This window comes from Microcella frigidaquae (assembly GCF_014200395.1).
Taxonomy (GTDB): domain Bacteria; phylum Actinomycetota; class Actinomycetes; order Actinomycetales; family Microbacteriaceae; genus Microcella; species Microcella frigidaquae.
On the sequence record NZ_JACHBS010000001.1, the window covers coordinates 1,454,410 to 1,476,522 of the forward strand.

At 71.4% G+C, this 22,113-nt stretch carries 23 protein-coding genes; 3 read left to right on the forward strand and 20 right to left on the reverse strand.

What is annotated here, in order from left to right; translation table 11 throughout:
• Positions 1-6: 6 nt before the first annotated feature.
• The 5 genes from BJ959_RS07170 to BJ959_RS07190 form a co-directional block, all read right to left on the reverse strand.
• A complete protein-coding gene (locus BJ959_RS07170) occupies positions 7-399 on the reverse strand; it encodes a YidH family protein (protein WP_153981365.1) in 393 nt (130 codons plus the stop codon).
• A gap of 31 nt (positions 400-430) precedes the next feature.
• A complete protein-coding gene (locus BJ959_RS07175) occupies positions 431-979 on the reverse strand; it encodes an acyl-CoA thioesterase (protein WP_153981364.1) in 549 nt (182 codons plus the stop codon).
• A gap of 19 nt (positions 980-998) precedes the next feature.
• Positions 999-2,003 (reverse strand): DNA-3-methyladenine glycosylase family protein, encoded by a 1,005-nt coding sequence (locus BJ959_RS07180; RefSeq protein ID WP_153981363.1) that lies wholly within the window; start codon positions 2,001-2,003, stop codon positions 999-1,001.
• A gap of 103 nt (positions 2,004-2,106) precedes the next feature.
• Entirely contained in the window at positions 2,107-2,466 is a 360-nt protein-coding gene (locus tag BJ959_RS07185) for a DUF4190 domain-containing protein (protein ID WP_183321922.1), read from the reverse strand.
• Between the two features lie 120 nt (positions 2,467-2,586).
• On the reverse strand, positions 2,587-3,009 hold the full coding sequence (locus BJ959_RS07190) for a PPOX class F420-dependent oxidoreductase (protein WP_153981362.1): 423 nt from the start codon (positions 3,007-3,009) through the stop codon (positions 2,587-2,589).
• Between the two features lie 127 nt (positions 3,010-3,136).
• Between BJ959_RS07190 and BJ959_RS07195 the strand changes: the two genes are divergently transcribed.
• The 3 genes from BJ959_RS07195 to BJ959_RS07205 are packed head-to-tail and all read left to right on the forward strand — an operon-like array spanning position 3,137 to position 5,660.
• A complete protein-coding gene (locus tag BJ959_RS07195; RefSeq protein ID WP_153981361.1) occupies positions 3,137-4,162 on the forward strand; it encodes a 6-phosphofructokinase in 1,026 nt (341 codons plus the stop codon).
• Between the two features lie 41 nt (positions 4,163-4,203).
• Complete coding sequence (locus BJ959_RS07200) at positions 4,204-5,253, forward strand: acrylyl-CoA reductase family protein (RefSeq protein ID WP_153981360.1); 1,050 nt, start codon at positions 4,204-4,206, stop codon at positions 5,251-5,253.
• Positions 5,250-5,660, forward strand: coding sequence for a DUF1304 family protein (locus BJ959_RS07205; RefSeq protein ID WP_207949116.1), 411 nt, complete (start codon positions 5,250-5,252; stop codon positions 5,658-5,660). The genes BJ959_RS07200 and BJ959_RS07205 overlap by 4 nt, the downstream gene beginning before the upstream one ends.
• A 24-nt stretch (positions 5,661-5,684) precedes the next feature.
• Here the strand turns inward: BJ959_RS07205 and BJ959_RS07210 are convergent, their stop codons facing one another.
• From BJ959_RS07210 to BJ959_RS12650, 15 genes are all read right to left on the reverse strand, one after another.
• On the reverse strand, positions 5,685-6,515 hold the full coding sequence (locus BJ959_RS07210) for a uroporphyrinogen-III synthase (RefSeq protein ID WP_153981359.1): 831 nt from the start codon (positions 6,513-6,515) through the stop codon (positions 5,685-5,687).
• Positions 6,516-6,573: 58 nt separating this feature from the next.
• Entirely contained in the window at positions 6,574-6,798 is a 225-nt protein-coding gene (locus BJ959_RS07215; protein WP_153981358.1) for a DUF3618 domain-containing protein, read from the reverse strand.
• Positions 6,795-7,211 (reverse strand): phage holin family protein, encoded by a 417-nt coding sequence (locus tag BJ959_RS07220; protein WP_153981357.1) that lies wholly within the window; start codon positions 7,209-7,211, stop codon positions 6,795-6,797. The genes BJ959_RS07215 and BJ959_RS07220 overlap by 4 nt, the downstream gene beginning before the upstream one ends.
• Complete coding sequence (locus BJ959_RS07225) at positions 7,208-7,582, reverse strand: YtxH domain-containing protein (protein WP_153981356.1); 375 nt, start codon at positions 7,580-7,582, stop codon at positions 7,208-7,210. Before BJ959_RS07225 ends, BJ959_RS07220 begins: the two co-directional genes overlap by 4 nt.
• A gap of 116 nt (positions 7,583-7,698) precedes the next feature.
• Positions 7,699-9,078, reverse strand: a complete 1,380-nt coding sequence (locus tag BJ959_RS07230) for a protoporphyrinogen/coproporphyrinogen oxidase (RefSeq protein WP_153981355.1) — start codon at positions 9,076-9,078, stop codon at positions 7,699-7,701.
• A gap of 20 nt (positions 9,079-9,098) precedes the next feature.
• A complete protein-coding gene (locus BJ959_RS07235; protein WP_153981354.1) occupies positions 9,099-9,506 on the reverse strand; it encodes a hypothetical protein in 408 nt (135 codons plus the stop codon).
• A gap of 99 nt (positions 9,507-9,605) precedes the next feature.
• A complete protein-coding gene (locus BJ959_RS07240; RefSeq protein ID WP_153981353.1) occupies positions 9,606-12,179 on the reverse strand; it encodes an LPXTG cell wall anchor domain-containing protein in 2,574 nt (857 codons plus the stop codon).
• A gap of 226 nt (positions 12,180-12,405) precedes the next feature.
• A complete protein-coding gene (locus BJ959_RS07245; RefSeq protein ID WP_153981352.1) occupies positions 12,406-14,400 on the reverse strand; it encodes a hypothetical protein in 1,995 nt (664 codons plus the stop codon).
• Positions 14,401-14,610: 210 nt separating this feature from the next.
• The gene (locus tag BJ959_RS07250; protein ID WP_341799892.1) at positions 14,611-15,444 is read right to left on the reverse strand and encodes a serine hydrolase; all 834 of its coding nucleotides are present in this window, start codon (positions 15,442-15,444) and stop codon (positions 14,611-14,613) included.
• Between the two features lie 68 nt (positions 15,445-15,512).
• Complete coding sequence (locus tag BJ959_RS07255) at positions 15,513-17,489, reverse strand: M13-type metalloendopeptidase (protein ID WP_153981350.1); 1,977 nt, start codon at positions 17,487-17,489, stop codon at positions 15,513-15,515.
• Between the two features lie 10 nt (positions 17,490-17,499).
• Positions 17,500-18,711: an MFS transporter gene (locus tag BJ959_RS07260; RefSeq protein WP_165878987.1), complete on the reverse strand. Its 1,212-nt coding sequence runs from the start codon at positions 18,709-18,711 to the stop codon at positions 17,500-17,502.
• A gap of 8 nt (positions 18,712-18,719) precedes the next feature.
• Positions 18,720-19,721, reverse strand: a complete 1,002-nt coding sequence (corA, locus tag BJ959_RS07265) for a magnesium/cobalt transporter CorA (protein WP_153981348.1) — start codon at positions 19,719-19,721, stop codon at positions 18,720-18,722.
• A 20-nt stretch (positions 19,722-19,741) separates the two neighbouring features.
• Positions 19,742-19,939, reverse strand: a complete 198-nt coding sequence (locus BJ959_RS07270; protein ID WP_153981347.1) for a twin-arginine translocase TatA/TatE family subunit — start codon at positions 19,937-19,939, stop codon at positions 19,742-19,744.
• A gap of 26 nt (positions 19,940-19,965) precedes the next feature.
• The gene (locus BJ959_RS07275; protein WP_243738868.1) at positions 19,966-20,664 is read right to left on the reverse strand and encodes a potassium channel family protein; all 699 of its coding nucleotides are present in this window, start codon (positions 20,662-20,664) and stop codon (positions 19,966-19,968) included.
• Positions 20,657-22,021 carry a TrkH family potassium uptake protein gene (locus BJ959_RS12650; protein WP_341799891.1) on the reverse strand — a complete coding sequence of 455 codons (1,365 nt, stop codon included), beginning with the start codon at positions 22,019-22,021 and terminating at the stop codon, positions 20,657-20,659. Before BJ959_RS12650 ends, BJ959_RS07275 begins: the two co-directional genes overlap by 8 nt.
• Between the last annotated feature and the right edge of the window lie 92 nt (positions 22,022-22,113).

Genomic DNA, 22,113 nt, shown 5'->3' on the forward strand with positions numbered 1-22,113 from the left:
GACGCCTCACCGCGCCAGCTCGATCGCCTCGAAGGCGGCGAAGCCCGCCACGAAGAGCCCCGCGGCGACGACGCCCGCCACCACCCAGGGCAGCACCGACGGGTCGGGAATCGGCTCGCGCAGCCGCAGAGCGCGCTCGGTGCGCGCCCAGGCCACGAGCGCCCACACCCCCAGCGCGCCGCCGCCGAGCGCGGCGAGGCCGGCGATGACGAGCACGACCAGCGGCAGGTCGCCGAAGCCCGACAGCGTGGCGAGCGCGACACCGCCGGCGATGAGCGTCAGCCCCGTGCGAATCCACGAGAGCGCCGTGCGCTCGTTCGCGAGCGAGGCCTGCACCTCGGGCTCGTCGCCGACCCCGTAGACGCTGCGGGGTCGTCGGCGGTCGGTCGGCGCGGTCATGGCTCGACGCTACTCGCCCTCGACGCCCCGCTCACTCCCACACGCTGGGCGCGGGCTCGCGGCGCGGGGGCAGCGCGACCTGCGCGCTCCACTGCTCGATCCAGTCGGGCAGCGGATGCTCGGCCGGGTCGAGACCGAACAGCTCGAGCAGCTCGGGCACGGGCACGATGCCGCCGCTCTTCTTCAGGAAGCGCGCCTTGATGACGCCGCGCGCGCAGATCTCGCCGTCGCGCACGAAGCGCTGCTCCATGTAGCCGGCGATGTCGTCGATGCCGATGATGCGGCTCTCCAGCACGTACGACTGCCACGGGTCGAGAGAGCGCCGGTAGGTGATGGTCGAGCTCACCACCACGGGGTAGTAGCCGCGCGCACTCAGCTCGCGCCAGACCCCCGAGCGCACCATGAGATCCATCCGCCCGAGATCCATGATCGACAGGTAGACGCCGTTGTTCATGTGCTTCTGCAGGTCGAGGTCGTTGGGCAGCACGCGGAAGGGCACGCGACTGACGTCGGTCGGGGCCAGCCGCGGCGCGCGGCGGGCGCGCCACATCAGCCAGAGCAGGCGCAACAGCTTGTTCATGCGCGCCAGGCTAGGCAGGTCAGCGCGCGCGGTGGTCCTCGATGGTGGCCTTCGCACCGAAACGGGGCGCCTCCACGCCGAGCGACGTGATGAGGCGCACAACGCGGTGCCGATGACCCGCGTACGGCGCGAGCAGCGCGAGCATGCCCGCGTCGTCGGTGCGATCACCGGTGAACCAGGTGCCGATCACGTGCGGCAGGTGCGCGTCGCCGACGCTCACCGTATCGGGGTCGCCGTGGGCGCGCTGCAGCACCTCCGCCGCCGTCCACAGCCCCACCCCCGGGATCGACCGGAACGCCGCCACCGCCTCCGGCCCGCCGCGGCCGAGCGCGAGCGTGCGCTGCAGGCCCGCCTCGACGGCCGCCACGCGCCGGATCGTCGCCATGCGCTGCGGGCCGACCCCCGCGCGATGCCAGTCGTGGTCGGGGATGCGGCGCCACCCCGCCCCGTCGGGCATCACGGTCAGCCCCTCCGGTGCCGGGCCGGGCGCCCGCTCGCCGTGCTGCCGTACCAGCTGCCGCCACGCACGGCGGGCCTCCACGCCCGTCACCTTCTGCTCGAGCACGGCGGCCACGGCCGCCTCCAGCACGAGGTGCGAGCGGGTGAGGCGCAGCCCGCGGCGCCGACGCCGAACGCGCTGCAGTGCGGCGGCCGCCGGGTCGCCCGGCACCGCGTCGGCCTCCCCCGCACGGGCGGCGAGCAGGGCGTCGAGCCCGCTCCAGTCGTCACCGGCTCCGAGCAGCTCGCCCGCTCGCTCCAGGCTCCACGTCGCACCAGGACCCCACGCTGCGGCGTGCAGCCGAGCGGCAGCGGTCGGCGGACCGTCGAGCACGCGCAGCCGCAGCGTCGCGGGGCCCTCGGGCGTGCGCTGCGCGCGCCAGATCTCCTGCCAGGAGGCGGGCCCGTCGGCGGTGAGCGTCGTGGGGTCGCCGCGGCCGCGACGCAGGAAGATCAGCGTCTCGGCGAGGTCGACAGGCTCGGGCAGGGCGAGCTCGCGCTCCGCATCCGGTGTCGCCTCGCCCACGTGCTCAGGGTAGAGCGCTGCGCCGACCATACGCCCGGCTCACGCAGAACGGCGGGGAGGCCGCTCGATGCGAGCAGGCTCCCCGCCGTGCGGTGCGCGAGAACTACGGGCAGGTGTAGGTGACGCCGTTGATCTCCCAGACGCCCGAGCCGAGCTCGTTGCAGACCTGCGCGAGCCCGCCGAACAGGCTGCCGAACAGGGCGCCTCCGGCGAGGATCACGATGAGGCCGATGATGAGGCCGATGAAGCCGATGATGATCGCGGCGAGCGCGAACCCGTTCTTCTGGCCGGCCTTTTTCGACTGGCTGAGCGCGACGAAGCCGAGGATGATGCCGATCAGCTGGAACGGCAGGATCGACAGCACCAGGGCGATGATGCCCATTGTCTTGCCGGGGTTGACCGGGGCGGCGGGGGTGCTGGCGTAGGCGGGAGCAGTGGGCGGAGGGGGAGGAACGTCGGACATTCTGACTCCTGGGGGGTGGGGGGCCGGGTTGACCCCGTTCGGGTGCATCGTAGCCCCGCCAGGTGGCGCGGCGGGAGAGGAGAAACTGCTCAGTTTCGCCGGTCGGCCGCCGCCGGTCGCTCAGCGGCCCGGCGCCTCCGGCTCGGCGACGAGCCGCAGCACGACCGAACCGGGGCTGCGCCGCCCGCGCAGGCGACCCATCGCGCGGATCGCCGCGTACTGCACGCCGTACTTCTCGCTCAGGGCGGCGTCGAGCGCGGCGCGGCTGGCCTCGTCGTCGTGCACGGTCGCGTGCGCGACGATCATCGGAGCGCCGTCGCGCGGGCGCCCGACGCGATCGCAGGCCTGCAGCGTGACGCGCGGGGTGTGCCGGATCCGCTTGACCTTGCCCGCCTCGGCACCCGTCGTGACGACCAGTCCGTCGCCGTCGCGCGCCACCCAGACCGGGGTCGGCACGCCATCGCCCGAGCGGCGAGCGGTGGTCAGCAGCACGTACTGCTCGTCAGCGAGAGCGAGCAGGGCGTCGCGCGCGGATTCGGTCATGGATGCTCCTCCTCGGTCGCCCGCCGGTGCCGGGCTGGGGCGCGCGCCAGGCTAGCGCGCGCATCCGAGAACCCCCCGCATGCACCCCGTTTCGCCGTGACCGGCGCGACGCACCAAGATAGAACCCATGCGCATCGGAATGCTGACCTCCGGCGGCGACGCGCCCGGCCTCAACGCGGTGATCCGCGGGGCCGTGCTCGTCGGAACCTCCGTCTACCACCACGAGTTCGTCGGCTTCACAGACGGCTGGAAGGGCCTCGTCGAGAACGACACCCTGCCGCTCACGCGGCACGAGGTGAAGGGCATCTCGAAGCAGGGCGGCACGATCCTGGGCACGAGCCGCACCAACCCCTTCGAGGGCCGCGGCGGCGTCGACCGCATCAACGAGGTCTTCGCCGAGAACCGCCTCGACGCCCTCATCGCGATCGGCGGCGAGGGCACCCTCGCGGCGGCGAAGCGACTGACGGATGCGGGCATCCGCATCGTCGGCGTGCCCAAGACCGTCGACAACGACCTCGATGCCACCGACTACACCTTCGGCTTCGACACCGCCGTGCAGATCGCCACCGAGGCCATGGACCGCCTCCGCACCACGGGCGACGCCCACAACCGCTGCATGGTGGCCGAGGTCATGGGCCGCCACGTCGGCTGGATCGCCCTGCACTCGGGCATGGCCGCCGGTGCGCACGCCATCCTCATCCCCGAGCAGAACACGAGCATGGAGCAGCTGTGCGCGTGGGTGCAGAGCGCCTACGACCGCGGACGCGCGCCGCTCGTCGTCGTCGCCGAGGGCTTCACGCTCGACGGGGCCGACGAGCCGCACTCGGAGCGCGGGCTCGACGCCTTCGGTCGACCGCGGCTGGGCGGCATCGGCGAGCTCATCGCGCCGATGATCGAGGCCCGCACGGGCATCGAGACGCGCGCGACCACGCTCGGCCACATCCAGCGCGGCGGCACGCCGAGCGCGTTCGACCGCGTGCTCGCCACGCGCCTGGGCATGGCGGCGATCGCCGCGGTCAACGACGAGCGCTGGGGCGAGATGGTGGCGCTGCGCGGCACCGAGATCGTGCGGGTGCCGTTCGAGGCCGCGCTCGGCTCGCTCAAGACCGTTCCGCAGGAGCGCTACGACGAGGCCGCGCTGCTCTTCGGCTAGTCCCCTCCCCTCGGCGGGGCGACCGGCCTAGGCTGGCGGGCATGACCCGCGGCTGGCAGATCACCCTCGGCGAGGGCGACCCCGCGGTCGCGCTGGTCGACCTCGACGATACGGCGCTGCGACCCGCATCCGATGCCCTGGATGCGACGGCCGACGTCGTCGTCGACGTGACGTGGTCCGGGCTCAACTACAAGGATGCCCTCGCCTTCGCCGGCAACCGCGGCGTGGTGCGCACCTCACCCCTGGTGCCCGGCATCGACGCGGTCGGCACCGTCGCCGCCTCGTCGAACCCGCGCTGGCGGGTCGGCGATCGCGTGCTGCTCAACGGTGCAGGAGCGGGCGAGACGCGGCACGGGGGTCTCGCCCAGCGCGCCCACCTCGACGGCGGCACGCTCGTCGCCACGCCCTCGGTGTTCACCGACGAGCAGGCGGCCGGCATCGGCACCGCGGGCTTCACGGCCATGCTCGCCGTGCTCGCCCTCGAGCGGCACGGCATCACGCACGGCGAGGTGCTCGTCACCGGCGCGAGCGGCGGACTCGGATCGTTCGCGATCGCCCTGCTCGCCCGGGCCGGCTTCGTCGTGACTGCGGTCACCGGCCGCCCCGACAACGCCGAGCGGCTGCAGAGGCTCGGGGCCGCGATCGTGCTCGACCGCGCCGAGCTCGACCGCCCCTCGCGCGCCCTCGAATCGCAGCACTGGGCCGGAGTCATCGACGCCGTCGGCGGCCCACCCCTCGCGACGGCCCTCGCCCAACTGCGGCAGAACGGGGTCGCGGTCGCCTGCGGCAATGCCGCCTCCCCCGCCCTCGCGACCACCGTGATGCCGTTCATCCTGCGGGGCGTCTCGCTGGTCGGCGTGAACTCGTCGCTCACCCCGCGCGCGCTGCGCGAGCAGGCCTGGCAGCGGCTCGCGCGCGACCTCGACCCGGGGGTCGTCGACGCCGTGGTGCGGTCGATCCCGCTCGAGGAGGCGCGGGAGGCCGCGGCCGAGGTGCTCGCCGGCCGGGTGGCCGGGCGGCTCGCGGTGCGCGTCGGCGAGCCCGCATCCGCCCCCGCCGCGGAGAGTGACGCTCTCGGAGGAGACGCGTGACCGTGCTGACCACGCTGGCGCTGTTGTTCGCGAGCATCGCGGCGCTGCTGCACGGGGTGTTCTTCGTGCTCGAGAGCGTGCTCTTCCGGCGGCCGGCCGGCCGGCGGCTGTTCGGAGTGCGTGCCGAGCACGACTCGCCGCCGTTGCGACTGTTCGCCGTCAACCAGGGCGTCTACAACCTGGCCCTCGCGATCGTCGTCGCCCTGGGAGTCGTGCTGCAGGCGACGGCGGGCAACGCGACCGACCTCGCGATCGCAGGGCTCGCGCTGACGATCGCCGGATGCTCGGTCATGGTCGTCGCGGGCGCCGCGCTCGCCCTCACCGCGCCGCCCCGACTTCTCGCCGCCGCGCTCGCGCAGGCACTGCCCCCGCTGCTCGCTGTCGTGCTGCTGCTCGTCGGCCGATAGTCGGCAGCCGCGGCGGGTCCCCCGTCAGGGGATGACCGGCGGCGCGCTGTCGTCGGGGTCCATCGCGTGCTCGGCGAGCGCGCGCACGAGCGCGGTGGTGGTGCGCTCCTCGGCGATGCGATGCACGGTGAGACCGGCGGCGCGGGCGTCGAAGGCCGTGCGAGGGCCGATGCAGACGATGACGGCACTGTCGGGCAGCGGGGCGAACTGGGCGGCGATCTGCCGGGCGACGCTGCCCGAGCTGACCACGAGACCGCGGATGTCGCCGCGGGCCACGTCGGCGGTCACGACCTCCGGCGCCGCGACCCCGACCGTGCGATAGGCCGAGACGAAGATGGCGTCGATGCCGCGCTCGGCGAAGCCGGTGACCAGGGTCGGTTCGGCCTGTTCGCTGTGCGGAACGAGCACCGGCCCCTGCTGCGGGGTTCCCGGCCACTCGCGCACGAGACCCCGGGCCGAGTGATCGCTCGGCACGACGTCGACCGAGTACCCGGCAAGGTGCAGCGCGTGCGCGGTGGTCTCGCCGACGGCCGCGATGCGGGTGGTCGCCGGCGGCCGCACTCCGTAGCCGACGAGCACATCGACCGTGGTGGCGCTGGTCACAATCAGCCAGCCGTAGGCGCCCGCCTGCAGCGCCTCGAGCTCGCGGGCGAGCCGCTCGGGCTCATCGGAGGGCGCGAAGTTGATGAGTGGGGCGATGACCGGCTCGGCGCCGAGATTGCGCAGCTGCGCGGCGACGCCGTCGCCCCACTTGCCGCCGCGCGGAACGAGCACGCGCCAGCCGAGCAGGGGCTTCACCACGGGGAGCGCCCCCGTCGGGGTGCGCTCGATGGTGACATCGTGCAGGGAGGACATCCCCTCCATGATGACCCTGCCCCGGCGAGAGTCATAATCGACCGGGGCTCGACCGGCATCAGTCGTCGGTGACGATGGCCCAGACGACGAGACCTGCGACGACCACCGCCGCCGCCGTAGCACCGATGATCCATGGCACCGGGTTGGCCCGGTACGAGCGCTGCACCCGCTGCGCGAGCTCGCCCGCCTGCTTCTGCACGTCGAGCTTGTCGTCGATGGCGTCGAGGGTGTGCTCCAGCCGGGCGCGCGCGGCCGAGACGGTGCTCGAGACGGTGTCGCTCATGATGCTCCTCGCTTTCCGAGCCCGCGCAGCACGCGGACGTCCTCCTTGACGCTCTCCATGGTCTGGGTGGGGGTCGGCGGAACGCTCGCCCGCAGCTGCTGCACGCCGATTGCGGCGGCGATCGCGGCGAGCACGATCAGCACGCCGCCGACCACGAGGGCGGCCGCCCAGGCCGGCATGACGAGGGCCAGGGCGAGCACGCCGGCGGCCGTCAGCACCAGAACACCGAAGAAGGCGAAGGCGCCCGCAGTGACGAGGAAGCCGGCGCCGATACCGGCGGCCTTGAGCTTGCCGATGACCTCGGCCTTGAGCTGCGCGAGCTCCGCCTCGATCAGCTCGCGGATCAGGCGCGGCAGGTCGGCGATGAGCGCGAACAGTCCGCGACGCTCGCGCGTGGGAGCGGGGGTGCTCATGAGGTCGCGCCGGAGCCGCTCGAGCCCGGGGCGGTCGGCTGCGTGCGGCTGCGTGCGGCGGGCTTCGAGGACGCGGGCTTCGAGGGCGCAGGCTTCGATGCCGGCTGCTTCGAGGACGTGGGAGCGGCCTTGCGGGAGGCCCCGCTGACCTGGTCGACGACCTTCTTGGCCCCGTCGGTGACGAACTCGGCGACCTCGGGCGCCTTCTCGCGCACGAAGTCCTCGACCTGGTCGACGCGTCGCTGCACGCGCGGGTCGTTCCAGAATCCCTGCGCGGCGCGCTTCATCTGCTCGTACCGCTCGCGCCCGGCGCGCGTGCCGAGCACGTAGCCGACGGCGAGGCCAGCGGCGAACAGGATCTTGCCTCTCATGACGCACTCCTCACGCTGCGCTACCGTGATGGCCCGGTCGCGTTCAGCCCCTCCAGCGTAGCCCTGCGCCCTGATGCGATGTCGAGGGGACCTCCCGTCGACGGAGGCGGAGCTGCCTACGCGGGCGGGCCGACCGCACGCGCGGTCGCGCGAGCGTGCGCCACGATGCGGTCGAGGTCGGCGCCGACGATCTGCTCGCCGACCACCGGCACCTCCGACCCCTCGACGTCGATGCGGCCCGCGGTCTGCCAGCGCCGCACCGCGGCGGCGTGCACCGCGGCGGGCGGGATGCTCACGCCGAGCAACTGCTGCGCATCGAGGCGCGCCTGCTCGGTGTCGACGGGGGTGCCGGCGGGGGCATCCCGATAGTGCACCCGCACGACCGCGCGGCCGCCCGCCGCGTCGCGCAGCGGGCCCCACCGCGCCGTCGGCAGGTCGAGCGCGCGCACGAGACTGCTCGAGCGCGGGTCGACGAGCACCCCGCCCGCTGGCAGCGATCCCTGCAGAGCCGCGGAGACCACGGCGCCGGCGTCGACCAGCAGCACGGCGACATCGCCGGAGTAGTCCGTCGTCGTGTCGCGGGGCGGCCCGGCGACGAGCCCCGGCGCAGCGACGAGCACGCGGCCGCGGCGCACCCGCTCGGCGGCCTCGTCGGGGTCACGACCGTCGTCGGGGTCACCACCGCCGTCGGGGTCACCACCGCCGCCGTCACCGCCGCCCGACAGCACCACGTGGTCGGGCGCGACGCCCGTGACCTCGACGCCGTGCTCGATGGGCACGCCGAACCGCTCGAGCTCGTCGAGCAACCGGTCGACGAGCACGGTCGCGCCCCCTCGGAGGGTCGCAATCGACTGGTCGAGCTGCCCGGGAAGCGCGCCCTCGAGCCGCACACGGGCGACGGCTCGCGCGAGCGAGTTCTCGCGCAGCAGATGGTGCTTCAGGCCGCCCACCGCCGAGAGGGGCAGGGCGTCGGGGTGCACGCCGCGCAGCGCGAGCACGACCGGAGCGACGAGTCGCTCGAGAGCGTCATCCCCGAGGCGCCGTCGCACGAGGGCGCCGAGCGTCGCCGCGCGTGAGCCCACCGGGCCGGGCAGGAGGGCGTCCAGCTGCGCGCGCCATCCGGCCGAGCGTCCGGTGATAGCTACCGCATCGGCCGAGAGCGGAGCCATCGGGATTCCCAGCAGGGTCGGCTCGGGCAGCGGGAGCGTGCGGTCATCGGCCGTGCACAGCCACGTCCGCGTGGGCTCGGCCGCGACGAGCTCGGCGCCGAGAGCGAGCCGGTCGAGGGCCGCTGCGAGCTCGTCATCCGGCGTGAACCGGTCCGCGCCGAGGTCGACGCGCACGCCGTCGAGCGAGCACGCCTCGAGCTGCCCGCCCGCACGTTCCGAGGCCTCGAGCACGCGGACCGGGTGCCCGAGCAGCACGAGCTCGCGGGCGGCGACGAGGCCGGCGAGACCTGCCCCGACCACCAGCATCTCCTCGCGCGCGCCGCTCATGGCTCCAGGGTAGGGGGCGCTCACTCGCGCGTGCGCTCGAGCAGGGCGAGCAGTGCGAGCCCGTAGGCCTCGGGGGCCGAGACGCTCTCGTGCTGCTGCTCAGCGCCATCGATCGCGATCGTCACGCGGTAGCCGTCGTCGGTGCGATCGAGCCGCCGGAAGGAGCCGCGCAGGAGGTCGCGCAACTGGTCTTCGCGGGGCAACCAGAGGGTGTCGTCGACCTCGACCGAGTCGAGCGCCCACTCGGTGGTGCCGTTGAACCCGAGCACCGTCCCGGTCGGGTACTGATGCGCCTCGATGGTCAGCTCGCTGATCGTGAAGATCTCGGCATCGAGCTCGGCCCGGTCGATCTGGAAGCGGTCGCCGGACGCGGGCGTCCAGCGCAGGCCGGCATCGCGCAGACGGCGCGCCAGCCCGGTCGAGATCATGGCGCCATGGTCGCACGCGCACCCGGGCACCGCCTGGGCGCGACAGTGCACCGGGCCGTGATCGGGTCGGCCCGGTGCACCGGTCGGTGCGATCGGCGACTAGGCGCGCTGACGGCGGTAGCCGAGGATGCCCGCACCGAGCAGCAGCATGACGAGTCCGGCGATCCCGGCGGTGAGCGCGCCCTGGCCCACACCGGTCGACGCCAGCTCGAGGCACTCGCCCGACGGGTCGACGCCCGCGAACTCCCAGCGCGTGGGCTGCTCGACGGGGAACCCGAAGCCCTGCAGCGGCGTCGCCGTCACGACGGTCTTGCCCGTCGACATCGGCCAGGTGCCCGGCTCGGCCCGCTGACCGTTGACCCACCACTGCACGCCCTCAGCGTCTTCGAGCGTGAGCCAGTTGGTCATGTCGTCGCAGCTCGCCGGGGTGAACGACGCGCTCGCGGTGGTGAGCGGCGAGGTCTCGAGGCACTCGAACGGGTACACGGCGAACGTGCGCTCGAAGGGAGCAGGCTCGGGCGAGATCGTGTACCGGTCGCTCGCCGGCGAGGGCACGACGCGAACGCTGTCACCCTCGTCGACCGCGTAGGTGCGGGTGGTCTCGTCGCCGACCCACTCGACCACGAACGGCGTCTCGTCGTTGATGAGGACGGTGTAGACGATGCCGACGACGCGGGTGATCGTGAAGCTCTGCTCGAAGCAGGTGTCGACGTAGCTCACCGGGTCGCGCAGCTCGATGACCGTGACGCACTCCTCGCTGCGGTCGGGGCCGAGCAGGGTGCCGGTGAAGGTCAACGTCTTGCCGCCGTCCGACACCGTGCGCCCGGGGGTGGGCTCCGACGAGTCAAAGAACACCGCGTCGTCATCGGTGATGACGAACACGACCGAGTAGCTCGGCCCCTCGAGGTCGGAGAGCTCGGGGGCGTAGCGCGCGAGCTCCGCATCCTCGACGACGAAGTTAGCCGGGTCGAGCTGCTGACCGAGGTCGCACGTCGGCTCGAGGAAGGCGATCGACGCGTTCGTCACGGGCAGCTCGGGCAGGTCGCATGGCTCCGGACTCGTGAATGACAGCGTGAAGTCGCGGGTCGTCGACAGCTGGCCGTTGAGGTAGAGAACGTGCCCGCTCGTCGCCGTCGCCCGCAGCGTCAGCGTGCTGGGGTCGTCGACCGTGTAGGTGCCCGGGGCGACCGGCTGGCCGGCGATGCTCCACGAGACGCCGAGCACCGTGGGCACGGTGTACGAGCCCGGGGTGGCGCAGGCGATGTCGACGACCGGCTCGACCGTCAGCTCGCAGACCTTATCGCGGCCGCTGGCCTTGACGGTCTGCTCGGCGAGGATCGTCGTACCGTCGCCCCACTTCAGGGTGACCGTGTACGACTGCGCGGGGTTGGTGCGCGGAACGTCGAGGTCGAAGAAGCTGTCACCCGGAGCCGCGACACCCGAACCGTTGAGCGCGGGGTTGCCAGCGACGGTGAAGGTGTAGGGCACCGAGAAGCTCTGCGCGTTGCGCACGCGGAAGGTGTACGTGCTGTCGGGCGCGCACTCCTCCATGTAGGTCAGCGTGAGGTTGACGTCGATCGCCGCACACCCCGCATCCGGCTCGGTGAAGACGAAGGTGAACTCCGACTGCGCACCGGGCTCGAGGCCGTAATCCGGGGCGATGGCCTCGGCGCGCACCACGACGGTGCCGGCGCTGGCGACGGGGTAGGTGCCGGGTTGCACCTCGACGCTGCCGATGAACCAGCGGATGCCCTCGATGTCGTCGAGCGTGTAGCTGCCCGCGGCGTCGCACGTGAGGTCGACCATGCGGGCGGTCGGCGTGACGAGCTCCTCCGTCGGGAGGTCGCCGCAGACGAGGAAGCGGGACTGGTCGCGGTTCTGGTTGAAGTAGGTGCTGTTGAACTGCACCCACTCGACCGTGAACGCATCCGACAGGTAGGTGGAGTAGGTGAACGCGAAGACACCGGAGTCGCGTTGCGCGGTGGTGAGCGGCAGGGTGTAGGGGCCGCCGGGAGCATTGACCCGGACGACCAGACCCGACTCGCTCACCGGATCCTGCGCCTGGCGGATATCGATCTGGGCGTTGACCTGGAACTTCTGGCCGTTCTGGACGATGTCCATGTTGATGTGGTCACCGTTGGTGAGAGCACGACCGGTGTAGTTCGTGGCGATCTCGCACGTGAGGTTGTTGGTGGGCTGCGCGGCATTGATGCGGAAGCCCAGGTGCGAGAGGCCGGCGTAGGTGTGGGTGTAGCTCGTGCCGCTCGCGGTGCTCGTGTCGATGGTCGAGAGGTAGGTGCCGCCCTTCACGCAGACGTCGACGTCCCATCCGGGCGTGATCGACCAGGTGACGGTGCGCTCGCTGACGTCCCACGAGAGCGTGCCCCAGGGCGCGGTGTAGGTTCCGTCGTTGTCGAGGTTCGAGCCGTCGATGGCGGCCGGCTTCTGGAAGTTGATGAGCGACGAGTTGCAGACGAGCCCGTTCTGGTTGTACGTGACCACACCGCCGCTGTTCACGACGGGCGTGCTCAACGTCGCGTTCGGGTTGGCCGTCGCGGCGACCGTGCCACCGACGGCGAGGCCGAGGCCGATCGCGATCGCGGTGACACCGGCGACGAACCGGGTGCGGATCTCACGGCGACGCAGACGTCGACGAGCTTCTTTGCGCAACATGGGTGCTCCTGGGGGAGGGAGCCCGGGCCCGGTGCCTCCCGTGGGTGCGGGTGCGCCGAGTACAGGTGTTCGGGTATTCGGGTGGGGGTGCGTCTCGACCTCACGCGAACGTCGGGTGTGCGTGATCCGAGACTTGCTCCGCAATCATAGCGGGTGAACGCCGACGCGCCCCCCATGGAACGGTCTGTTTAGCCGCTCTCTGGGGGGCGCGTCGTTGCGCGACTGGTTACACGGTCACCTGGTGGCGGCGGGCGACGAAGCCCATGCCGACCAGCATCGCGATCACCGCGAACACGCCGAGCCAGGTGGTCAGTCCGTTCGCGCCGGTGAGGGCGAGCGTCGGCAGCTCCTCCTCATCGAGCAGGCACTCCTCGCCGCCGACGGACGGGTCGACCTCCATCACCGCATCCCACTGGGTCTGCTGCTCAGGATCGTTCCACCCGAAGCCGCCCGGGTACTCCTCCGACGGACCCTCGAGAGAGGCCTGCAGGTCGACGACCGTTCCCGTCGGGACCGAGTGGGTGGTGTTGCCCGCGACGACGGTGCCGTTGAGCGTCCAGATCACACCCAGGCCGTTGGTGAGGGTGATCGTGCCCGCGTTGCCGAGGCAGTCGGGCATGACGATCTCGGCGCTCGCCGTCGTGGTCGGGAAGGTGTCGAGGCAGAACGCCGCACCGATGAACGAGTGGCTCCACGGCTCGTACCCGTCCGGGAGACGGAAGCCGCTGGCTGCGACGGCTGTCACGACGACCTCGTCGAGGGCCGCGACATCGATCGTCACGGTCTCATCCCCGTCCGGGAACACGATCTCGATCGGGTCGCCGCCATTCACGGTGTACGTGTAGCTGACGTTCTCGGCACGGGTGACGGTGAACTCCGCGACCTGCACCGCGTCGCGACCCTCGCCGACGCACTCGTCGGAGTACGTGACGGCCGGAACCACGACGGCATCGAGCTCGCAGTCCTGCGCCTCGGTGAACGTGAACGTGAAGGTGATGAGGGCCGTCTCGACATCTCCCACCATGATCGTGCTCACCACTCCGAGGCCCGAGGCGTCGTTGACGGCGTAGTCGCCCAGGTAGTCGTTAGCGACGCGCACGGTGACCGTCACGGTTCCCGGGCCGCTGACCGTGTTCGCCGATGCGCTGGGCACCGTGCCCTGGGAGGTCGTCCAGGTCAGCTTGTCCGCGTTCGGGTCACTGGGGTCGAAGAGCCCGGCGGTGAACGAGCCGGTGTTCGGCTCGCAGGTCAGCGGCGTCATCGACGCGGTGACGTCGATCGAGGGCAGAACACAATCGTCGCCGCCGGCTTCCTCGTAGGTCGCCGAGAACGTGCGCTGGGTGCGGTCGTCCGACACGCCCGACAGGCCCTCCTCGAAGAGGGCATCGCCCGTCGCCGTCGCGGTGATCGAGATGGTGCCGCCGCTGATCACCGGGTCGCCCCAGGTGACGTTCGAGCTGGCGCCCTCGTTGATCACGATCGACGTGGCGACGTAGCAGTTGCGCGGCTCGACCGAGACGCTCGCTGTCGCGACGGGCGGCTGGACGCAGTTCTCGCCACCGGCCTCCTCGTACGCGGCGGTGAAGGTCTTCGACTTCCGGTCGCCCGAGACGCCGTCACCGGCCGCGAAGAGCGCTGCGCCCGTCGCTGTCGCGGTGATGGAGATCGTCGACCCGGAGATCACGGGCGAGCCCCACGTGGCGTTCGTGATACTGGCGCCCGCGAGGTTCCAGGTCGTCGCCGTGTCGCAGTCGCGCGGGGTGGTCGAGATGGCCGCGGTCGCCACCGGAGCGGTGAAGCTCGGGTTCGCCCACATGAAGTGCGAGATGTTCTGCACGCGGTTGATCGTGACGCTGCCCGTGTCGAGCACGATCGAGTTCGACTCCTGCGAGCCGCCCTTGACGCAGAGGTCGACGGTCCAGCCGGGGTTGGCCGTGAAGACGAGCTGCTGTGCCGTCCACGACAGGGTTCCCCACTCGAAGGACATGGTGCCGGAGACGCCCACTTCCTCACCGATGTTGTACTTCGTGCCGCCGTCGAACAACGGGTTCTGGCTGCACGGGCTGTCGGCGGGGTTGGTCGTTCCGCCGCCGCCACCACCGCCCTCGCCCTGTCCGACTCCGGGCGGTTGCACCGCGAAGGCGGCGCCAACGCCGCCGACGCTCATGCCCAGCATGAGAACGGCGGCAGTTGCTGCCGCCAAGAAACGGGTACGCATCATGATGTGCTCCTGGGGGTAGGGAGCCCAAAGATCCACGCGGGGGCCCGGCGAGGGACGTTCGGGTATTCGGGTATTCGGGTATTCGGGTAGGTGGTGCGCGCAACCCCCGGCGAATGTCGGGTGTGCCGGGTCTGCGAGGTGAACAGTACGCCGCTCTCAGTACTTTGTCAGGATAGACAGAACGGTCTACCCGCGATTCGGGGGGGCCGACTAGTGGACGAATTCCAGGAGGTCGAGGCCGAGCGCGCGGAGGGCATCCATCACCCGCAGTCGGCGAGGGAGGTCGGAATCATCGAAGTGCACCGAGACCGCGTAGGCGACGCCCGCGCGCGGACCCCGCAGGATTCCGGCCTCGCTGCGCACACCGGCGTCGGTTCCGGTCTTGTTGACCATCCACGTGTTGTGCTCAACGCCTCGGTGCGCGAGCGGGTCGCGGCCGAACGCGCTCGCCACCATCGAGAGGTCGGCGTTGAGCGAGAGCCAGCTCAGCACCCGCTGACTCGTCGTCGGATCGATGATGTGGCCGTTGGCGAGCGCCTGGAAGAGCCAGGCGAGCTCGGCGGTCGACCCGACCGACAGCTGCGGAGCGTCATCCGGCCCGCGCACGTCGCGCACGCGGTCGAGCAGCGCCGTGCGCACGAGACCCAGCCGCTCGGTGCGCGAGCGCACGGCGTCGAGCCCGACCTGCCGCAGCAGCACGTTCGTGGCGAGGTTGTCGCTCGTCGCCCCGACGAGGGCGGCGAGGTCGGCGATGGGGAACGCGGGGGCCTGCAGGTGCTGCCACAATCCGCTGTCGGCGACCGCGTCGTGCGCCGTGCGGTCGGCGATCGAGTAATCGCTCACGGTGCGGTCGGTCAACCGTGCGCTCACCTCGATGAGCAGCAGGATCTTGCCGATGCTCGCCGTCGGCAGCACGATGCGCTCATCGACCGCGAAGACGCTCTCGCCCGTCGCGATGTCGACCACCGCCACCGAGACGCGAGCCCCCTCGTAGGCGAGCGCACCCAGCGCACGGTACGCGGGACGGAAGCTCGGCTGGCGCACGTCCGCGAGGTGGCGCGCGCGACCGGGGGCGCCCGCACGGCCGCCCCGGTCGCGGAGGAGGGGGCCGTCTACCAAATGGTGACCCGCTCGTCGGGGGCGAGCCAGAGGGCGTCGTCCGCCGTCACGCCGAAGGCCTCGTAGAACGCGTCGATGTTGCGCACGATCTGGTTGCACCGGAACTCGTTGGGCGAGTGCGGGTCGATCGAGAGCAGGCGCAGCGCCTCCTCGGGCCGGATCGCGATCTGCCAGGCCTGTGCCCACGAGAGGAAGAACCGCTGGGCGGCCGTGAGCCCGTCGATCACGGGCGGCTCCGCGCCGTCGAGCGAGAGCAGGTAGGCCTTCCACGCGATGCCGAGCCCGCCGAGGTCGCCGATGTTCTCGCCGATCGTGAGCGCGCCGTTCACGTGGTGGCCCGGCGTCTCGGCCGGTTCGAGCGCGTCGTACTGGGCGATGAGGGATGCGGTGCGCGCCTCGAACGCGGCGCGATCCTCCGCCGTCCACCAGTCGTGCAACCGCCCGTCGCCGTCGAAGCGCGAGCCCTGGTCGTCGAATCCGTGCCCGATCTCGTGGCCGATGACCGCGCCGATGGCGCCGTAGTTGGCCGCCGCATCCCGCCCCGCATCGAAGAAGGGGTACTGCAGGATCGCCGCCGGGAAGACGATCTCGTTGAAGCCGGGGTTGTAGTAGGCGTTGACCGTCTGGGGCGTCATGAACCACTCGTCGCGGTCGATCGGCGCACCGATCTTGCGCAGCTCGCGCTGGAACTCGAACTCGCCCGCCGCCTGCACGTTCGCGAGCAGGTCGTCGGCTGTGATCGTGAGCGCCGAGTAGTCGCGCCAGCGCACCGGGTAGCCGATCTTCGGGGTGAACTTCTGCAGCTTGTCGAGGGCGCGCTCGCGCGTCGCCGGAGTCATCCACTCCAGGCCCTCGATGCTCTGCCAGTAGGCCTCGATGAGGTTCGCGACGAGGTCGTCCATCGCCGCCTTCGCCTCGGGGCGGAAGTGCCGATCGACGTAGGCCTGCCCGACCGCCTCGCCCATGGCGCGCTCGACGAGCGAAACGCCGCGCTTCCAGCGGGCGCGCAGCTCGGGCGCCCCGGTGAGGGTGCGGCCGTAGAACGCGAAGTTCTCGTCGACGAACGCGCTCGACAGGTAGGGCGCCATCGACCGGATGATCGCGAACCGCAGCCAGTCGCGCCAGTCGTCCAGCGCGCGGCCGGTGAGCTCGGCGGCCAGGCCGTCGGTCACGTCGGGCTGCCGCAGCACGACCTCGGCGAGCGCCGCCGCGGGAATGCCGTAGCCGTCGCGCCAGAGCGCGAGGTCGACGCCAGCGCCATCGACACCGGCGGCGCGGCCCGCCCACTCGTCCCACGTCGCGAGGTTGTAGGTGGCCTGGGCGTCGCGGTTGCGCACTTTGTCCCAGTGGTGGGCGGCGATCGCGGTCTCGAGCGACACCACACGGTCGGCACGGGCGGCCGCGTCGTCGAGGCCGGCGAGGGCCAGCATCCGCTCGACATGAGCCCGGTAGGCGGCGCGGGTGTCGGCGTGCGCGTCCTCCCGGTAGTACGACTCGTCGGGCAGGCCGATGCCGCCCTGCTCGACGAAGACGAGGTAGCGCTCGGGGTCGCCGGGGTCGTTGTCGACGAAGAGCTGCACGAAACCCGCGATGCCGCGCCGCTCGAGGCTGCCGACGGTCGTGAGCAGGGCATCCGTCGAATCGATTGCGTCGACCTCGGCCAGCAGCGGGGCCAGCGGGGCCGCGCCGAGCGCCTCGATGCGCGCCTCGTCCATGAAGCTCGCGAAGAGGTCGCCGACCTTGCGCTCGGGCGTACCGGACTCGGCCTGCTGCGCCTGCTCGATGATCTCCTTGACCGCCTTCTCGGCGTCCTCGGCGAGGATCATGAACGAGCCGTACCGCGCCTTGTCGGCCGGGATGGGCGTGCGGGCGACCCAGCGGCCGTTGACGTGCCGGTACAGGTCGTCCTGCGGACGGATGGCGGGGTCGAGTTCGTCGCGGTCGATGCCGCTCGCGAGGGCCTGAGTCACGCGGGGAAGCCTAGTCGGGCGATCGAGGAGGAACCATGGCGAGACCGGCGAGGAGCGCGGCGGCCGCGAGACCCGCGAGCGCGGCGGTCGCGGCACCCGACGGTGCGATGGTGCCGAGCAGCCCCGCGACGGGGTAGGTCACGGCATACCAGGCGTGCGAGGTCGAGAACCGGGCGGCGAACACCGCCGCGTGCTGATCGGCGGCCACCTCGGTGCGGATGAGACGGGCGCTCGGGGTGCTGATGGCGCTGCTGGATGCTCCGAGCACGGCCCAGAGCGCGCCGATGCCGAGCACGCTCAGGCCGTCGAGCAGCGCGGCCGCGGCCGCGCAGGCGAGCGCCAGCACCGCGACCCCCGCGCCGAGCAGCATGACGGTGGTGTCGCGCAGGCGCCGCAGGAGGGCGGGCAGCGCAACCGCGACCGCGATGGAGCCGAGGCCGAAGGCGACGAGCACGGCGGCGAGCGCCGCCGAGGGGTCAACAGGGTCGGCGCCCGCGTCGATGAGCAGCACGACGCTCGACACGAGCACGGTCGCGTAGATGGTGGCGGTCGCGGCGTCGAGCACGGCGGCGAACCGGGGGCCGGGGGTGCGCGCCAGAACTCCGAGCCCGCGCAGCAGGCGTCGTCGCACGGGCTCGGCCGTCGACCCGACCTGGTCGTGCAGGCGGGCGAGCAGCACCGCGAGCCCGGAGCCGAGGAAGCCGAGCGCGACGATGCCGAACAGCGCCTGCGGGGGCAGCACGAGCACGAGCAGCGCCGCGAGCGGCGGGCTCAGCAGCGATTCGAGGTCGTAGGCCAGCCGCGACAGCGACTGGGCCGCCGTGTAGTCGCGCTCGTCGGGCAGCACGCGCGGGATCACCGCCTGATAGGTGGGCGTGAAGACGGCCGAGGCGGTCTGAAGCAGCACGATGCCGACGTACAGCTGCCACGGTGCGGTCGCGAAGACGAGCGCCCCGGCGACGATCAGACGCACGAGGTCGGCGCCGACGAGCACCGCCCGGCTGGAGCGCCCGGCGAGCAGCGCGCTCGCGAGCGGCGAGACGACGACGTAGACGGCGATGCGGATGGTGAGGGCCGTGCCGATGATGCCCGCCGCGGCACCCGGGTCGAGCCGCACCGCGACGAGGGCGAGGGCGACGGTCAGCAGCCCGGTCGCGACGAGCGACGACACCTGCGACGCGAAGAGAGCGGCGAACCATCTGTTGCGCAATACGGTGAGCATGCCGGCCGCTAGAGCCAGTCGCGACGCTTGAAGGCGACGTAGAGCCCGAGGCCGAGCAGCAGCATGAGCAGCAGGGCGAAGGGGTAGCCCCATACCCATTGCAGCTCGGGCATGAAGCGGAAGTTCATGCCGTAGACGGTGCCGACGAGCGTCGGGGCGAACAGGATGGCCGCCCACGAGGTGATGCGCTTGATCTGCTCGTTCTGCGCGACGCTGACCTCGGTCATGCGCCGGGTGATGAGCGTCGACTGCGCCTGCAGGGCCTTGTCGAGCAGCGAGCGGAAGGCGTCGGCGCGCTCACCGGCCCGCGTGACGTGGTCGAGCACGTCACCCAGGTGGTGGCTGAGGTCGAGGTCGACGCCGTACTTGTCGCTGCCCCGCTGGAGGCCGCCGATGATGGTCACGAGCGGCTGCACGGCCCGCTGGAACCCGATGACCTCGCCCGAGAGGTCGTAGATGCGCCGCGTGAGGGCCTCGTGCGCGGTCTCGCCGAACAGCTGGTCTTCGATCTCGTCGATGTCGTTCTCGAGCCCCGCGATGACCGGTTCGTACTCGTCGACGACCTCGTCGAGCACGGCGTAGAGGATCGCCTCGGGGCCCTTGGAAAGCAGAGCCGGATCGTTCTCGAGGCGGTCGCGCACGAGGCCCAGGTCGGGCGACTCGGCGTGGCGAACGGTCACCACGAACTGCGGCCCGATGAAGACATGCAGCTCGCCGAACTCGACCGTCTCGGTCTCGTCGATGTAGCGCGCCGTGCGCAGCGCCACGAAGAGCGTGTCGCCGTAGCGCTCGAGCTTCGAGCGCTGGTGGCCCTTCAAGGCGTCCTCGACGGCGAGGTGATGCAGGCCGAACTCGTCCGCGACCGACTGCAGCTCGTCGCGGGTCGGGCGGTACAGCCCGATCCAGGCGACGCCGCCCGTCGCGCGCGTGACGTCGTAGGTCTGGTCGAGGCCGACGACGTCGGGGCGCCGCACGCCGTCGACGTAGACGGCGCTATCGATAACGGGCACGGTCAGGGAGACGGCGGGCGTCAGGCGCCGGGGCGCGACGACACGTCGTCGGCGGGCGCGCTCTCGGCCGCGTCATCCTTCTTGCGCACCTCGCCGCGGAAGATCGTGATCGACTGCCCCAGACTGCGGGCCAGGCCGGGGAGCTTGGGCGCCGCGAAGAGCAGCAGCACCACGAGCAGCAGAATGAGGCCGTGCCAGCCGGTGAGGTTCGAGCCCATGAGTGTCTCCTTGACGGTGATGACGGTCAGCGCAGCTGGCCGAACGCCTCGGCCTTCTTGATCGGGCCGGCGATGAGAATGGTATCCCCGGCGGCGATCACGGTCTCCGCATCCGCGTTGCACCAGGTGGTGCCCTCGCGCCGCACCGCCATGACGGTGACACCGTACTCCTGGCGCAGGTTCGTGTCGCCGAGGCGCTTGCCCTCGACGATGCGGTTGGGGCCCATCTTGACGATCGCGTAGTCGTCGTCGACCTCGATGTAGTCGAGGGCGGCGCCGCGCACCAGGTGGGCGACCCGTCGGCCCATGTCGTGCTCGGGGTAGATCACGTGGGCGACGCCCAGCTGGGTGAGGATCTGCCCATGCGCGTCGCTGACGGCCTTCGCCCAGATGTGCGGGATGCCCATCCGCAGCAGAATCGACGTGGTCAGAATGCTCGACTGGATGTCGGAGCCGATCGCCACCACCACCCGGTCGAAGGCGTCGACGGCGAGCTGCCGCAGCACCTCCTCTTTCGTGGTGTCGGCACGCACGACCTGGGTCAGCTCGCCGTTGAGGGACTGCACGATCTCTTCACTGGTGTCGATGCCGAGCACCTCGGTGCCGGTCGCCATCAGTTCGAGCGCGATCGCGCGGCCGAAACGGCCCAGCCCGATGACGGCAACCGAGTCGGCCTCGGCGATGCGGGTCGCGCGGTCGCGACTGAAGATTCCGGAGTTAGCCAATGACGGGCCTCTCTTTCGGGAGCTCGTAGAGCACCCGGCGCTGACGCAGCACGAGTGCGGTTCCGAGGGTGAGCGGGCCGAGCCGGCCCAGGAACATGAGCAGCATGAGGATGAGCTGGCCCGCGGGCGGCAGGGCCGAGGTGATGCCCGTGCTGAGGCCGACCGTGCCGAAGGCCGACACCACCTCGAACAGCAGAACATCGAGGTCGAGGTGGGTCATGACCATGAGCGCGATGGTCGCGCTCATCACCGCCGCCATCGAGAGCAGGGTGATGGTGATGGCCTCGCGGTGCACGGCGCGAGAGAGGCGCTTGCCGAAGATGTTGACGGCGCCCTCACCGCGCAGCTCGGTGATGATGATGAACAGCAGCACGGCGAAGGTCGTGACCTTGATGCCGCCCGCGGTGCCGGCGGGGCCGCCGCCGATGAACATCAGCACGTCCATGACGAGCCACGATTCACTCGTCATCTGACCGATGTCGATCGAGTTGAAGCCGGCGGTGCGGGTTTGCACCGAGTGGAAGAACGCGACCAGCACCCGGTCGACCGGCGACATCAGGCCGATGGTGTCGGGGTTGCTCCATTCGAACGCGGCGATGACGACCGTGCCGAGCACGAGCAGCAGGCCGGTCATCGCGAGCACGAGGTTGGTGTTCATGCTCCAGTGCAGGGGCCGCCGCAGCTCGCGCCGCAGCTGCAGCAGCACCGGAAACCCGAGGCCGCCGAGGATCGTGGCGATGCACATCGGCAGCACGATGATCGGATCGGTGGCGAAGCCGATCATGTTGTCGCTGAACGGCGCGAAGCCCGCGTTGTTGAACGACGAGATGGCGAGGAAGATGCCGCGGCCGATCGCGGTCGGCAGGGCGACCCCGTAGCCGAGCCAGAACTGCAGCGTCAGGATGACCGCGACGATCGCCTCGATGACGAGGGAGACCAGCAGGATGCCCCGCGCGAGCCGCGCCGCGTCACCCGTGGTGACGCCCCGGTTCTCGGCGCCCGCGAGCATGCGCCCTCGCAGAGTGACGCGCCGCAGCAGCGCGAGACCGATGAGCGAGGCGACGAGCATGATGCCGAGGCCGCCGATCTGGATGAAGGCGACGATGACGGCGTGCCCGAACGGCGACCAGACGGTCGCCGTGTCGACGACGATGTGCCCCGTCACGCACACGGCCGAGACCGCGGTGAATGCTGCCTGCAGCAGGGTCACCTCGACGCCGGGGGCGTGCGCGATGGGCAGGGAGAGCAGGGCTGTCGCGAGGAGGATAGCCCCGAGGAATCCGAGCACCACCACCTGGGGCGGGTTGACACGGATGCGGAATGCTGAGCGTCGCTGGGGCGCCCTCGAAAGAGGCACCCGCAGACTCTAGTCCTGCGCCGCCCGAATGCAAGTCGGCGCGGGTAGGCCCGTTCGTTAGGGTTGGAATGGCTCGGAGCGCCGCGGGGCGG

What these genes read in the sequence shown, in the direction of transcription:
- BJ959_RS07170 (WP_153981365.1), bottom strand. Translation starts at nt 399, where the DNA reads ATGACCGCGCCGACCGACCGCCGACGACCCCGCAGCGTCTACGGGGTC.
- BJ959_RS07225 (WP_153981356.1), bottom strand. Translation starts at nt 7,582, where the DNA reads ATGAGAGGCAAGATCCTGTTCGCCGCTGGCCTCGCCGTCGGCTACGTG.
- BJ959_RS07235 (WP_153981354.1), bottom strand. Translation starts at nt 9,506, where the DNA reads ATGATCTCGACCGGGCTGGCGCGCCGTCTGCGCGATGCCGGCCTGCGC.
- BJ959_RS07215 (WP_153981358.1), bottom strand. Translation starts at nt 6,798, where the DNA reads ATGAGCGACACCGTCTCGAGCACCGTCTCGGCCGCGCGCGCCCGGCTG.
- BJ959_RS07260 (WP_165878987.1), bottom strand. Translation starts at nt 18,711, where the DNA reads ATGCTCACCGTATTGCGCAACAGATGGTTCGCCGCTCTCTTCGCGTCG.
- BJ959_RS07210 (WP_153981359.1), bottom strand. Translation starts at nt 6,515, where the DNA reads ATGTCCTCCCTGCACGATGTCACCATCGAGCGCACCCCGACGGGGGCG.
- BJ959_RS07245 (WP_153981352.1), bottom strand. Translation starts at nt 14,400, where the DNA reads ATGATGCGTACCCGTTTCTTGGCGGCAGCAACTGCCGCCGTTCTCATG.
- BJ959_RS07190 (WP_153981362.1), bottom strand. Translation starts at nt 3,009, where the DNA reads ATGACCGAATCCGCGCGCGACGCCCTGCTCGCTCTCGCTGACGAGCAG.
- BJ959_RS07200 (WP_153981360.1), top strand. Translation starts at nt 4,204, where the DNA reads ATGACCCGCGGCTGGCAGATCACCCTCGGCGAGGGCGACCCCGCGGTC.
- BJ959_RS07175 (WP_153981364.1), bottom strand. Translation starts at nt 979, where the DNA reads ATGAACAAGCTGTTGCGCCTGCTCTGGCTGATGTGGCGCGCCCGCCGC.
- BJ959_RS07185 (WP_183321922.1), bottom strand. Translation starts at nt 2,466, where the DNA reads ATGTCCGACGTTCCTCCCCCTCCGCCCACTGCTCCCGCCTACGCCAGC.
- BJ959_RS07195 (WP_153981361.1), top strand. Translation starts at nt 3,137, where the DNA reads ATGCGCATCGGAATGCTGACCTCCGGCGGCGACGCGCCCGGCCTCAAC.
- BJ959_RS07270 (WP_153981347.1), bottom strand. Translation starts at nt 19,939, where the DNA reads ATGGGCTCGAACCTCACCGGCTGGCACGGCCTCATTCTGCTGCTCGTG.
- BJ959_RS07240 (WP_153981353.1), bottom strand. Translation starts at nt 12,179, where the DNA reads ATGTTGCGCAAAGAAGCTCGTCGACGTCTGCGTCGCCGTGAGATCCGC.
- BJ959_RS07230 (WP_153981355.1), bottom strand. Translation starts at nt 9,078, where the DNA reads ATGAGCGGCGCGCGCGAGGAGATGCTGGTGGTCGGGGCAGGTCTCGCC.
- BJ959_RS07220 (WP_153981357.1), bottom strand. Translation starts at nt 7,211, where the DNA reads ATGAGCACCCCCGCTCCCACGCGCGAGCGTCGCGGACTGTTCGCGCTC.